This is a genomic window from Micromonospora sp. MH33, from assembly GCF_003013775.1.
GTDB classification, from domain to species: domain Bacteria; phylum Actinomycetota; class Actinomycetes; order Mycobacteriales; family Micromonosporaceae; genus Micromonospora; species Micromonospora fulviviridis.
Genome location: NZ_MUYZ01000202.1, coordinates 1 through 12,688, shown reverse-complemented (window position 1 = coordinate 12,688; position 12,688 = coordinate 1). Strand labels below are relative to the sequence as shown.

The 12,688-nt window shown below is 74.6% G+C and carries 15 protein-coding genes; 11 read left to right on the top strand and 4 right to left on the bottom strand.

The features are described from left to right. A partial coding sequence (locus B0E53_RS25160) for a DUF3488 and transglutaminase-like domain-containing protein (protein WP_107078313.1) occupies positions 1 to 1,627 on the top strand: 1,627 nt, incomplete at its 5' end. Positions 1,628 to 2,158: 531 nt separating this feature from the next. Here the strand turns inward: B0E53_RS25160 and B0E53_RS25150 are convergent. Both B0E53_RS25150 and B0E53_RS25145 read right to left on the bottom strand, forming a co-directional pair. Continuing rightward, positions 2,159 to 2,959, bottom strand: a complete 801-nt coding sequence (locus B0E53_RS25150; RefSeq protein ID WP_107078308.1) for an SDR family oxidoreductase — start codon at positions 2,957 to 2,959, stop codon at positions 2,159 to 2,161. Position 2,960: 1 nt separating this feature from the next. Next, a complete protein-coding gene (locus B0E53_RS25145; protein ID WP_107078307.1) occupies positions 2,961 to 3,941 on the bottom strand; it encodes an LLM class F420-dependent oxidoreductase in 981 nt (326 codons plus the stop codon). Positions 3,942 to 4,134: 193 nt separating this feature from the next. Between B0E53_RS25145 and B0E53_RS25140 the strand changes: the two genes are divergently transcribed. From B0E53_RS25140 to B0E53_RS25135, 3 genes are read left to right on the top strand one after another with little or no spacing between them, the layout of a single operon-like run. Then, positions 4,135 to 5,241, top strand: coding sequence for a low temperature requirement protein A (locus B0E53_RS25140; protein WP_246835579.1), 1,107 nt, complete (start codon positions 4,135 to 4,137; stop codon positions 5,239 to 5,241). Next, a complete protein-coding gene (locus B0E53_RS39620; protein WP_246835578.1) occupies positions 5,229 to 5,366 on the top strand; it encodes a hypothetical protein in 138 nt (45 codons plus the stop codon). Before B0E53_RS25140 ends, B0E53_RS39620 begins: the two co-directional genes overlap by 13 nt. A gap of 54 nt (positions 5,367 to 5,420) precedes the next feature. Then, positions 5,421 to 6,272, top strand: a complete 852-nt coding sequence (locus B0E53_RS25135; RefSeq protein WP_107078306.1) for a DUF1028 domain-containing protein — start codon at positions 5,421 to 5,423, stop codon at positions 6,270 to 6,272. A 10-nt stretch (positions 6,273 to 6,282) separates the two neighbouring features. Here the strand turns inward: B0E53_RS25135 and B0E53_RS25130 are convergent, their stop codons facing one another. Then, positions 6,283 to 6,951 carry a maleylpyruvate isomerase N-terminal domain-containing protein gene (locus tag B0E53_RS25130; RefSeq protein ID WP_107078305.1) on the bottom strand — a complete coding sequence of 223 codons (669 nt, stop codon included), beginning with the start codon at positions 6,949 to 6,951 and terminating at the stop codon, positions 6,283 to 6,285. Positions 6,952 to 7,213: 262 nt separating this feature from the next. On the opposite strand from B0E53_RS25130, the gene B0E53_RS37835 reads away from it, so the two are divergent. The 6 genes from B0E53_RS37835 to B0E53_RS25105 all read left to right on the top strand — a co-directional run bounded on the left by B0E53_RS37835 (position 7,214) and on the right by B0E53_RS25105 (position 11,403). Beyond that, entirely contained in the window at positions 7,214 to 7,669 is a 456-nt protein-coding gene (locus B0E53_RS37835; protein WP_168215400.1) for a hypothetical protein, read from the top strand. Further along, entirely contained in the window at positions 7,669 to 7,986 is a 318-nt protein-coding gene (locus B0E53_RS25125; RefSeq protein WP_107078312.1) for a transcriptional regulator, read from the top strand. The genes B0E53_RS37835 and B0E53_RS25125 overlap by 1 nt, the downstream gene beginning before the upstream one ends. Before the next feature lie 146 nt (positions 7,987 to 8,132). After that, a complete protein-coding gene (locus tag B0E53_RS25120) occupies positions 8,133 to 8,972 on the top strand; it encodes a DedA family protein (RefSeq protein ID WP_107078311.1) in 840 nt (279 codons plus the stop codon). 83 nt (positions 8,973 to 9,055) lie between these two features. Next, positions 9,056 to 10,222 (top strand): histidine kinase, encoded by a 1,167-nt coding sequence (locus B0E53_RS25115; protein ID WP_246835577.1) that lies wholly within the window; start codon positions 9,056 to 9,058, stop codon positions 10,220 to 10,222. Next, positions 10,213 to 10,857 carry a response regulator transcription factor gene (locus tag B0E53_RS25110; protein WP_107078304.1) on the top strand — a complete coding sequence of 215 codons (645 nt, stop codon included), beginning with the start codon at positions 10,213 to 10,215 and terminating at the stop codon, positions 10,855 to 10,857. Before B0E53_RS25115 ends, B0E53_RS25110 begins: the two co-directional genes overlap by 10 nt. A 93-nt stretch (positions 10,858 to 10,950) precedes the next feature. Next, complete coding sequence (locus B0E53_RS25105) at positions 10,951 to 11,403, top strand: YbhB/YbcL family Raf kinase inhibitor-like protein (RefSeq protein WP_107078303.1); 453 nt, start codon at positions 10,951 to 10,953, stop codon at positions 11,401 to 11,403. A gap of 34 nt (positions 11,404 to 11,437) precedes the next feature. Here B0E53_RS25105 and B0E53_RS25100 read toward each other — a convergent pair whose 3' ends face one another. After that, positions 11,438 to 12,319, bottom strand: a complete 882-nt coding sequence (locus tag B0E53_RS25100) for a phosphatase PAP2 family protein (protein ID WP_107078302.1) — start codon at positions 12,317 to 12,319, stop codon at positions 11,438 to 11,440. Positions 12,320 to 12,419: 100 nt separating this feature from the next. On the opposite strand from B0E53_RS25100, the gene B0E53_RS25095 reads away from it, so the two are divergent. After that, positions 12,420 to 12,688: DUF3159 domain-containing protein (locus tag B0E53_RS25095; RefSeq protein ID WP_146167755.1), on the top strand; the 269-nt coding region annotated here is incomplete at its 3' end.

Here is a 12,688-nt window from a genome sequence, read left to right as displayed (position 1 = left end):
GGCCCCGGCGGTGCGCGCGGCCGTGCGGCTGCGGCTGCTCGCCGCCGGGGCGGCCGGCGTGGCCGTGGTGGTGGCCCTCGCTGCGCTGCTCGCCCCGGTGGTGGCCGGTCAGGTCGACGACCGGCCGGTCGACCCGCGCCGCTACGTCGAGCCGCCGCAGGTGGAGTCGCTGGACGAGAACCCGCTGATCCGGATCTCCGGGTGGGCGCTGAACCCGGACCAGAAGCTGCTCGACGTGCGCACCGAGGGCGGCGCGGCGCAGGCGCCGCGGATCCGCCTGGCGGTGCTCAGCGACTACGACGGGGTGACCTGGCGGGTGGGCGCGACGTACCGCAACGCCGGGCGGATCCTGCCGGCCACCGATCCCGTGCCGGGCACCGCCACGGAGCCGGTCCGCCAGGAGATCACCGTTGCGGACCTGACCGGGCGGCTGCTGCCCGCGGTGCCGACGCCGCGCGAGGTGACCGGCGCGCGGGTGGCGTACGACCCGGCGACCGGGACGCTGATCCGGCCGGAGGGGCTGGCGCCGGGGCTGCGGTACACGGTCGCCTCGGTCCGGGAGCGGCCGGACGTCAACCTGCTCGCCACGGCGAACGTCCCGGCCGGCGACGCGGTGGCCCGGGTGCTCCGGGTGCCCGACGGCGCGCCGGAGCAGGTGCGCCGGCTGGCCACCCAGCTCGCCGAGGAGAACGGCGCTCCGTACGCCCGGGCCACCGCGATCGCGGACTTCCTGGCCGAGCACTACCGGGTGACCGCGGACGCGCCGAGCGGGCACGCGTACCCGAACCTGGCGTTCTTCCTCTTCGGACCGCGTAACGGCGGCGGGCAGCGGGGCACCTCCGAGCAGTTCGCGGCATCGTTCGCAGTGCTGGGCCGGCTGGCCGGCCTGCCCACCCGGGTGGTGGTCGGCTTCGAGCCGAAGGCGGACGGCCCGGTCCGGGCCGCGGACGCGTACGCCTGGCCGGAGGCGCTGTTCGACGGCGTCGGCTGGGTGCCGTTCGACCCGATGCCGCGCCCGGACGAGGAACCGCGCCCGGTTGAAGAGGACTTCCGGCCGAAGCCGGAGGACCCGCCCCCGTCGGAGGTGCCCGCGCCGACTGTGGAACCCACGGCCACACCACCGGCCGCGGCCGGCCCGGCCCGGCGCGACGGCCAGGGCGGACCGGGTACGCCGGTGCTCGTCGGCGGCGGCGCCGGGGCCCTGGTGCTGCTGGTCGGGGCGCTGCTGCTGACCCTGGCGACGCTGCGCCGCAACCTGACCCGCCGCCGGTTGACCGACGGTGACCCCGGCGGCCGGATCGCGGGCGCCTGGCGGGAGCTCACCGACGCGCTACGGCTCGCCGGGCACCCGGTCGGCACGGATCTCGCGGCGGCGGAGGTCGCCGTGTTCGCCCGGCGTACCCTCGCCGAGGCGCAGACCGGGCAGGTCTCGGTGGATGGTGAGGTGGACGAGCTGGCCGCGATGCTCAACCAGGTGGCGTTCGCCCCCGGCACGGCCACGCCGGCGCAGGCCCACCGGGCGGCGGCCCTCGCCACCGTCTACGTCACCGCCCTGCGGGCCACCCGCTCCCGCTGGCGTCGCCTCCTGTGGACCGTCCATCCCGGCCCACTGCGCTGGCGCCGCTGACCGATGAACGGTCCTGGCGGCTTTTCAGTCGGGCGAACACCCTGATGTCAAGCCAGGTCGTAGGGATCCCGAGCAGCGAGTGCCTCAGCCTCTGACAACCCGAGGCGGCCGGCGGCCCGCCGCCGCATCCGGACCTGGGCGCGCGTCCGTGGCCGGAACTTCGGCTCCCGTGAACATCCGCACATCTCGAAACCCTCGTAGCGCAGCCCCGCCCCCAGGACAGCCGCAACCGCGGCCCACCCGGAGTCGTTCCGCCTTCGCGGCGCCGCGAAGTCGTGCCCCGCGAAGATCATCGGCTGTCGGCATGAGGTACAGGGGTGCGTCGCGCCATCCCAGGCGTACTTGTGACTGCGACGGCACGGCACACACACGTAGTGGACCTTGTAGATGGTCTCGGCGTACCGGCACACATCCGCATGCTAGGGCATGCCCGCGTAGCGGAGCGGGAGTGGAGACCGGGGCTGTCGCCGCGCACCCGAGGTCAGGATGGCAAAGATCCAGTCGGCCCGGGCGGCGATCACGTCGGCGACACTACCGATCCGCGGCGCTCAGCTTGCGGACGAGTTTGCGCAGCCCGGCCTGCCAGCCGTCGGGGTCCTCGGCGCGGCGGCGGGCGTAGGCGGCGACCTCCGGGTGCGGCAGGATGAGGAACCGTTCCTCGGCCAGCCCGGCGATGGTGGCGTCGGCGACCTGGTCGGGGGTGAGCACCGCGCCGGAGGCGGCGATCACCCGGGCGCCCAGGTGCCCCTCGGCCAGGCCGCCGGCGAGCATCGGGGTGTCGACGCCCTGCGGGCAGAGCGCGCTGACCCGGACGCCGGCGTCCCGGTAGGTGATGGCCAGCCACTCGGCGAGGCCGACCGCCGCGTGCTTCGTCGCCGTGTACGGGGCGTCGCCCACGGCGGTCAGCACGCCCGCTGCGGAGCAGGTGAACAGCAGGTAGCCCTGGCCGCGGCGGAGCATGGCCGGCAGCGCCGCCCGGGCGCTGTGCACGTGTCCCAGCACGTTGACCCGCCAGGCCCGGTCCCAGTCGGCGTCGGTCGCCTCCACTCCTCCGCCGGTGGCCACTCCGGCGTTGGCGCAGAACAGGTCGATGCGCCCGTAGCGGCGCTCGGTCTCGTCGACCAGCGCCCGCACCTGCGCCTCGTCGGTGACGTCGAGTCCGACGCCGTGCGCCACCGGGCCGATGCCCCCGGCCACCGCGCGCGCCGCCTCGGCGTCCAGATCGGCCAGGACGACGGCGGCGGCGCCCTCGGCGGCGAACCGGCGGCCGAGTGCCGCCCCGATGCCGCCCGCGCCGCCGGTGATCACGGCCACCCGATCGGTCAGGTTCATCTCAGCCGGCCTCCCCTCCGGTCGCGCCGAGCCGTGGGATCAGCCCGGTCCAGGCCGCCGCGCCGCCGGCGGTCAGCTCCGGGGTGGGCAGCAGCGCCAGTACGGGCACGTCGACGCCGTGGTCGGCGTACCGGCGGGCCCGGGCGGCGCACTCCTCGGGCGGGCCGTGCAGGATCAGCGCGTCGACCACCTCGTCGGGCACCGCCGCCGAGGCGCCCCGCCGGTCACCGGCCGCCCACGCCTCCCACATCGGGCCGAGGCTGTCCTGCCGGCCGAGCCAGCGGTGGAAGGCCGCGTACGCCGGCACGGTGAGGTAGCCGGTGATCAGCCGGCGGCCGAGGGCGCGGGCGTACGCGGCGTCCTCGGTGGGGCAGACGAAGATCCGGGCGGCGACCTCGAAGCCGGGGCGGCGCTCGCCGAGTTCGGCCAGGACGGTCGGCACGTCGTCGGCGGCCAGCCAGTTGAGGATCACCCCGTCGGCCTCAGCGGCGGCGAGCCGCAGCATGCCGGGGCGCAGGGCGGCCAGCAGCACCGGCGGCGGCACGGCCGGCGGTCGTTCCAGCGTGAACCGCCGGACGGTGAAGGTGTCGTACACCTCGTCGACGGTCTCCCCGCGCAGCGCGGCGCGCAGGAAGCGCAGCACGTCCCGGGTCCGTTGGAACGGCTCGTCGAAGCGCACCGCGTTCCAGTCCCGCACGAGCACCGGTGACGAGGCGCCGATGCCCAGCGCGAAGCGGCCCGGCGCGGCCTCGGCGAGCGCGGCGGCGCTCATGGCGAGCAGCCCGGGCCCCCGGGTGAAGACCGGGGCGATCGCGGTGCCGAGGCGCAGCCGCGGTTGCCAGGCGGCGGCGAGCGCCAGCGGGGTGAACGCGTCGGTCCCGGCGACCTCCGACGACCAGACGTCGGTGAAGCCGGCCCGGTCGAGCGCCGCGTAGACCGCCGCGTGGTCGGCGAGCGTGACGCCGGCCAGCGGCACGGTCATGCCCCATCGATTCGTCACCGGTCGATCGTGCCCGGTCGCCGTCGCCGGGGGCAAGATCCCGACCGGCGGCTCCCGGCCCGGCGCCGCGCCGGACTCGCCGAGCGGGGGACGCGATATGCCCGATCCGCCGTACCCGGCCCGGAAAAGAGTGTTACGAACGCCAGATGGGGTGGTCCGAGGGCGGGAGGCCGCGGTGAAGACTCCCGAACCGGCCGCCCTCCGCCCCGCGCACGGGCCGAGCCGGGCGACGTTCCTGGAACTCTTCTTCGACCTCGTGTTCGTCTTCGCGCTGACCCGGATCTCCGCGCGCACCTTCGAGGACCTGGCGCTGGAAGGGGGCAAGACCGCCTGGACGGCGGTGACCGGCGGCGGCAAGACCCTCCTGCTGTTCCTCGCGCTCTGGGCGATCTGGCAGGGCACCGCCTGGACCACCAGCCGCTACGACCCGTACCACATCTGGCTCCAGGTCATCGTGATCATCGCGCTGGTCGGCAGCATGGTGATGGCGGTGGCGATCCCCCGCGCCTTCACCAGCACCGGGCTGCCGTTCGCCGTCGCGTACGTGGTGGTGCAGGTCAGCCGGCCCGCGATCCTGCTGATGGTGCTGCGCCAGCTCCAGTACCGCCGGCTGCAGCTGCGCATGCTGATCACCTTCAGCGTCACCGGGGTGCTCTGGCTGACCGGTGCGCTGCTGCCCACCGACCCCCGGGTGACGCTCTGGACGCTCGCGCTCCTGGTCGAGTATCTGGCGAACCGGGCCGGCTGGCCCGTGCACGGGCTGGGCCGGTCGACCGTCTCCCGGTGGGACATCCACGGGGAGCACCTGGCCGAGCGGTACCAGCAGATCTTCCTGGTCGCGCTCGGGGAGACGATCCTCATCGCCGGGCTGGCCTACAGCCGGACCCCGACCGGCGCCACCCGTACCGCCGCCTTCGCCGCCGCGCTGCTCACCTCGGTGCTGTTCTGGCGGATCTACGTGCAGCGGGCCGGGCAGATCCTGGGCGAGGCCGTGACCAGGGCCGCGCACCCGGCCACCATCGGCCGCTCGGCCGCCGACACCCACCTCATCATGATCATCGGCGTGGTGGCCACCGCGATCGGCTACGAGCTGGTCAGCGAACACCCGACCGGGCACAACCAGGTCGGCTGGGTCGCCACGATCCTCGGCGCCCGGCGGTCTTCCCGCTCGGGCGGGCGCGCTTCGAGTACGAGGTGTTCGGCCGGGTGTCCCCGTCCCGGTGGGTGGCCGTCCTCGTCCTGGTGCTGCTCATGCCGGTGCTCAAGCCCGTGGGGTCCCTGACCGCGGCCGTCGCCACGCCGTTAGCCGCGGCGATCGCCGCCCCGCTGGTGCTGCTCGCAGTGGCGATCGCCGACGCCCGCCGCGCCTGGGGCCACCCGCCCGAGGAGGCAGCCCCGCCGTTCTGACCACGACCCCCGTCGAGGCCGTCTGCGCCCCCGACCCGGCGCTAACATCCGCGGGTGACCTTCTCGATCGTCGCCCGCTCCGCCGATGGCCTCGTGCACGGCATCGCCGTAGCCAGCAAGTTCCTCGCCGCCGGGGCGCTCGTGCCGGCCGCCGAGGCGGAGGTCGGCGCGCTCGCCAGCCAGGCCCACGCCAACCTGGCGTACCGCGCGCAGGGGCTCACCATGCTGCGCACCGGCGTGCCCGCGGCCGACGTGGTGGCCGGCCTGATCGCCGCCGACCCGGGCCGCGACGACCGGCAACTCGGCGTGGTCGGGATGACCGGCGACGGCGCCACCTGGACCGGGCCGCGCTGCCACCCCTGGGCGGGCGGCCAGTCCGGCGACGGCTGGGCGGCACAGGGCAACATCCTGGCCGGCCCGGAGGTCATCGACGCGCTCCGGGACTCCTGGCTCGGCGGGGCCGGCCTGCCGTTCCCGCAGCGGCTGCTGGCCGCCCTGGCCGCCGGTGACCGCGCCGGCGGCGACCGGCGGGGCCGGCAGAGCGCCGCCCTGTTCGTCGTCCGGCGGCACGGCGGCTACGCCGGCACCGGCGACGAGCTGGTCGACCTGCGGGTCGACGACCACCGCGACCCGGTCGGCGAGCTGGGGCGCCTGCTCGACATCCACACCCTGCTCTTCGGCAAGCCCGACCCGGCCACCCTGCTCGATCTCACCGGCCCGGTCGCCGACGAGGTCGCGGCGCTGCTGGCCGCCGCCGGCCACCCCGTCGGCGCCGCCGGGCTCGAGGAGGCGCTCGACGCCTGGGCCGGCGTCGAGAACCTGGAGGAACGCATCGTCCCCGGCCGGATCGACCCGGTCGTCCTGGACCACCTGCGCCGCACCACCACGCCGGCCGCCGGCGCCTGATCGCCGCCGGTCAGGCGCCGAAGGAGAGCCAGCGGAAGCCGGTCCGGGCCAGCTCCGCCCGCTCCGCGACGGTCAGCGGCACCCGGCCGGTGGCCTTGCGCACCAGGGTGAGCGCGTCCCAGCCGAGCCCGTCGGGGACGGGTCCGCCGGCCAGCAGGTCGGCCACCACCGCCGCCGCGGTCGGGGTCAGCCAGGGCTGCCGGTCCAGCGCGTCGGCCAGGTCCAGGCCGTGCACCGCGACCTCCACCACCCGGGTACGCAGGAACTCGCCCAGCGTCATCGCGTCGCCGTGCCGGGTGCGGACCAGCCGCCCCGGCGGCGCGGCGGCCACCGCCGCGTCGGCGGCCCGCCAGGCCCGCGCGAAGCCCTCCGCCACCTCGGGTACGCCGGGAAGCTCCCGCGCCTCCCGCCGGGCGCCGTCGATCCGCTCCCGGTCGACCTCGGGCGCGAACTTGGCCGCCCCGAAGTAACCGGCGGCGTCCACCTCGGCGCGCTCGGAAGCCGGCGCCGCGAGCATGCCGGCCAGCCGCCCGGCGCCCGTGCGCACGTGGGCGAGCAGGTCCCGCACCGCCCAGGGCGGGCAGGGCGTGGGCCGGTCCAGGTCTGCCGCGTCGAGGTCGCGCAGCACCCCTTCCAGCCGTGCGCACTCGTCGCGGAACGCCGCCCGTACCGTGTCCATCCGCCCGACCCGCCTTCCCACCCCTGTTGAGCCACCGGCCGGAGCGCGTCTTCCGAGAGCGCGAGTTCGATCCAAGATCGAACTGCCGACTACGGGACGGTACGCCGGGCGGATGAGCCCGGTCGAGTGCCCACCCGGCGGCCCGCGCCTCGGAGCATGCCTGCCCGACCGGTCGAGCACGCCGCGGGGTACTTGCCTCACAGGAAAGAACCGCGTACTTTCCTCAAAGGAAAGTACGGCTCCTGGGAGAGGCGGAAGGTTGATGACTCCTGACGACGCCCAAGCGGCGCTCGACGACATCCGGAAGCGGCATGAGCAGTCCCGCGCCGCGGAGGCGCGGCACAACTCCTCCCCCTTCCACCTGGCCGTCCTGGCGTCGGTCGTGCTCCTCTCCTACGCCTCGTTCGACCTGCCCAATCCTTGGAACGGCGCGATGCTGTTCCCGGTGGTCGCGCTGCTGGCGGTGCTGGCTTTCGTCCATGTGCGCCGGGCGCCGGTCCTCAGGAAGCCCAGTTCCGGCGAGCTGCTCGGAGGGGTCGCCGCCGGGATCGCCCTCACCGCGGTGCTCCAGGGCGTGGCGACGGCCGCCCGGGCGGCCGGACTGCCGACCCCGCACCTGGTCGCGGCCGGGGTCGGGGCGGTGGCCTGCCTGGTGCTGGCCGGTCCGGTCTGCCGGGGCGCCGAGGCGCTGGCACAGCGGACGCACCGGCAGAGCTGATGGACAGCGATTTCGACGAGTTCCTGCACGTCCCCGCGCGGTTGACGATCGTCGCGCTGCTGGCGCCCGCAAGCTGGACCGAGTTCGGCTTCCTCCGGGACGCGATCGGCACAAGCGACTCGGCCCTGTCCAAGCAACTGTCCGCGCTCGCGGCGCACGGCTACATCGAGGTACGCAAACAGCCGGGGACGGGCGGGCGGCGCACCCTGGCACGGCTCACCCCACACGGCCGGAAAGCGTTTGTGACCCACGCGGCGGCACTGGAACGGATCGCCGCGGCCGCGCGGGCACCCCGACCGATCGACTCGGACGTCTAGCCCGCACCGTCGCACCTCCGGCGTGGCGCAGCGAATGGAAGTCCAACCGGGTGCGGTTTTCCACACCCTGCCTGCTGGGGTCGACCGTCCGGAGTCGGCGGTCGACCCCATGGTCCGGGCCGCGGCGAGTTCCTAGCGTCATGGGCATGATCTTCTTGTGGAACGCGGCGACACATACCGGCTCCTTGACTCAGGAGGCTGATCCGCCGTCGGGCGGCCTGGTCGGGTTGGTGACCGACCTGGTGGAACGGCTCGGCGCGCCCGGGGCCGGGCTGGCGGTCGCGTTGGAGAACCTGTTCCCGCCGATCCCCAGCGAGGTGATCCTGCCGCTGGCGGGCTTCACCGCCAGTCAGGGCAGGATGAACCTGTTCGCCGCCATCGTCTGGACCACGATCGGCTCGGTGGTGGGCGCGGTGACGCTGTACGCCGTCGGCGTGGCGCTCGGACGGGACCGGGTGCGCGCGATCGCGGCGCGGCTGCCGCTGATCAAGCTGAGTGACCTCGACCGGACGGAGGCGTGGTTCGCCCGACACGGGGTGAAGACCGTCTTCCTCGGGCGGATGATTCCGATCTTCCGAAGCCTGATCTCGATTCCGGCCGGTGTGGAGCGGATGCCGTTCGGCACGTTCCTGCTCTACACGACGTTGGGCAGCCTGGTCTGGAACACCGTCTTCGTCATGGCCGGTTATGTGCTCGGGGAGAACTGGCGTGCCGTCGAGCCGTACGTCGGGACGTTCCAGAACGTGATCATCGTGGTCTGCGCGCTCGTCGTGGCGTTCTTCGTGGTGTCGCGCCTGATCGGGCTATGGCGGAGACGTTCGGCGGTTGACGACGAGCAGGCACCTGGCACGCCCGAGCCGTACGGGTCGGACGCACGTGTCGGATCACACGGGGAGCGCGGGGCGGATCGCCCGGCCCACGCCGTCCGAGGCACCCTGTACGGCACCCCCCGCCGGTCGGAAGCCGGTCGTCATGGCTCCCGGTAACCGGTAGCGAGAGGGTCGGTGGGCGGCCGCGGTCGCCGGGACGACCGGGATCCGGGACGTCGCAAGCTGGGAGGGACGGCGTGGTGGCAGGGCACGCAGTGCACGGTGGCGTCGGCGCCGTGGTCCGGTGGAGCCGCCCGCTGGTGGGCGTGGCGCTCGGCGTCCTCACCGCCGCGGCCGAGGCGCTGTTCCTGCTCCTCGCCGGGCTGGCCGTGGTCGCGGTCGCACCGGTGCCCGCGGCCCGGCGCCGGCTCGGCGCCACCATCCTCCGGTACGCCCGGCGCATCACCGAGTGGGAGCGGCACCGCCTCGCGGTCGCCGCATCGGATCCACCGCCGCCACCGCTCCGGGCGAGCGGGCCACGCGTACTCGGCTACCTGGCTGCTCGGCTGCTGCCGGCGGCGCTCGGCCTGCTCACCGCCGGCCTGCTCGCGGTCGGTGTCGCGCTCGCCGCCATCGTGGTGGGCTCGTTCGTCGCGGGCACCATGTCCACTGCCGACTTCCTGCTCCAGGGGTTCATCGGAGCGGCCCTGCTGCTGCTGAACCTGCAGGCGGCGGTCAGCGTGGCGGCGCTGGACCGGTGGCTGGCCCGCTGGCTGCTCGAATCCCACAGCCGCGAGGCGTTGCAGCTGCGCATCACCGAACTCACCGTCAGCCGGGCCGGCGTGCTGGCCGCGGTCGACGCGGAACGTCAGCGCATCGAACGCGACCTCCACGACGGGCTGCAGCAACACCTCGTGGCACTCGGCATGCTGCTCGGACGGGCGCGTCGCAGCCGCGACCCCGACCGGGCACGCGAACTCCTCGTGCAGGCGCACGAGGACACCCAGCGCGCCATCGAAGAGCTGCGGGACGTGGCCTGGCGGGTCTATCCGTCGGCGCTCGAGCACACCACCCTGGACGAGGTGCTGAACATGGTGGCGCAGCGGTCGGCGATCCCCGTGAAGATCAGCTACGACGTGCCCGTCCGGCCGGCCCGGCCGATCGAGACCGTGCTCTACTTCGTCGCCTGTGAAGCGATCACCAACAGCACCAAACACGCGGGAGCTACCATGATCACCATCGGGATCGAGGCGCGGGACGCAGGAGTCGAGATACGGGTGTGCGACGACGGCATCGGCGGCGCCGACCCGCACGGCAGCGGCCTGCAGGGGCTCGCCCGCCGCGTCACCGCGCTGGACGGGCGGTTCGAACTGCACAGCCCGCCCGGCGGCCCGACGACGATCCGGGCCGAGCTGCCGTGCGCGTAGCCCTGGCCGAAGACTCCACCCTGCTCCGCGAAGGGCTGGTCCGCCTCCTCACCGACGAGGGACACCAGGTGGTCGCCGCCGTCGCGGACGCCGACCGGCTCGTCGCCGCCGTCGAGCAGCACCGCCCCGACGTCGTCGTCACCGACGTCCGCATGCCGCCCACCAACACCGATGACGGGCTCCGGGCGGCGCTGGAGATCCGCCGCCGCTGGCCGGAGATCGCCGTACTGGTCCTCTCCCAGTACGTCGAGCGGCGCTACGCCGCGAAGCTCCTCGCCGACCGGTCCGAAGGCGTCGGCTACGTCCTGAAGGACCGCGTCGCCCAGGTCGAGGACTTCCTCGACGCCCTCGACCGCGTCGCCGCCGGCTCCACCGCGCTCGATCCCGAGGTCGTCCGGCAGCTCATCTCCGCCACCAGCCACACCGACCCACTCAACCGCCTCACCACGCGCGAGCGGGACGTCCTGCACCACATGGCCCAGGGGCACACCAACGCCGCCATCGCCGAACGCCTGCACGTCTCGCAGAGCGCGATCGAGAAACATGTCAACACCATCTTCGACAAGCTCGACCTCACCCACGCCACCGGCTACAGCCGCCGGATCCTCGCGATCCTGCGCTACCTCGGCTCCTGACCGCGCCCCTCTCCTCGGCCGCTGGCCGTGCCGCCGCCGTTTCGTCGCCCACCCGCCGGGTACGCGCCGGTGGACGAGGAGAGGGGGCGCCGAATGGCCGGCATCATGCTGCGCAGCACCGCGTTCACCGACCACGACCTGCTGCCCGGGCGGTTCGCCAAGGACGGCGACAACCTGTCACCGCCGCTGCAGTGGTCGGACGTGCCGGACTCCACCGAGGAGCTGGTCCTGCTCGTCGAGGACCCGGACGCGGGCAAGGAGCCGTTCGTGCACTGGCTGGTCACGGGGATCTCCCCGCAGACCGGTGAGGTGCCCGAGGGCGGGATACCGCCGGGCGGCCGGGAGTGGCCGAACAGCTTCGGCGAGACCGGCTGGAGCGGGCCCCTGCCGCCGCGGGGTGAGGAGGCCCACCGCTACTTCTTCCGCCTCTACGCGCTGAACCGGCCGCTGGACCTGTCCGGCGCGCCGCAGGCCACCGACGTGCACCGCGCGCTCAAGGGCCGGGAGATCGCCAGCGGCACCACCGTCGGCACCTACTACCGCTGACCCGCTCCGGGGACCGGCCGGGGATCCCGGCCGGTCAGCCCTTCCATCGGGGCACCAGTCGGTGCACCACCGCGAGGACCAGCGCGGCCACCACGGCGACCGTGCCGGCAATGCCGGCCGCGCTGCCCGCGTACCCGATGAAGAGCGGACGGCGGGTGAGTTCCTCGACCGGGATGGTGGAGCGGTCGACCAGCCAGGACAGGGCGAGCGCGGAGACGACCAGGGCGACGGCGCCGGCGAGGCCGAGCACCGCGGCGGCGCCCCGGTGCGCGTCGGCCGGGGAGACCACGGCCTGTTCCCGCTGGAAGAACAGGAGCACCAGGCCGGCGAGCGCGGCCCAGGCGCCGACCACGAGGAACGCGGCGACGGCGTCGCTGGGCCGGTGCCAGCCAGCGGAGAGCGTGGCCACCCCGGCGGCGGCCGCGTAGCCGGCGCCGAGGAACGCGCCGGCCACCCGCAGCTTCGGCGGCAGCACCAGGATCAGCGCGATCGCCACGGACGCCGCGACGGCGGTGTGTCCGCTGGGCAGGCTGTTGCCGGCCGCGGCCCGCTCCGGGTCGATGCCGTAGTCGGGACGCTCCAGGTAGCGCTTGAGCAGTTGGGTGCTGACGTTGGCGCCGGCGATGAGCAGCGTGGCGGTGACGGCGAGCGCCTTGCGGCCGCGGATCAGCGCGATGAAGCCGATCATGGCGGTGACCGCCAGCAGCGACACCACCGACATGGCGTTGAGGATGCGGTCCACCGGCCCGTCGATGCGGTCCTGGCCGATCCGGTTGCCGGTCAGCGCGACGGTGTCGAGCCACTGGCCGAGCTCGGTGTGCACGGCGAAGCGCCACACCACCAGGAACGCGGCCGTCTGGGCCAGCGCCAGTACGACCAACCAGACCGCCGTCCAACCCCTCGCCGTCTCGCGCACCCGGACAACTTAACGGTAGGCCGGGCCGGGCGCTCGTCGGAGCGCCACGACCGTGGCGTTAGGTTGGGGACGCGACGGGAGGAGGTGGCGTGTGACCAGCATGCCGGAGCCGGAGCGGCCGTCCGGGGACCGGCCGGAGTCGCTGGCCGACCTGCTCGGCGGGCGGCAGGGCGCGGTCGACGCCACGGTGCCGCCGGTGGCGTTCGCGGTCGGCTGGCTGGCCGCCGGGCTGTGGGGCGGGGTGGTCGCCGCGGTGCTGGCCGGTACGGCGGTGGCGGGGTGGCGGTGGGGGCGCGGGGGCCGGCCGCGCCCGGGGCTGATCGGGGTGCTCCCGGGCTTCGGGGCCGCGCCGATCGCGCTGCCGGACGG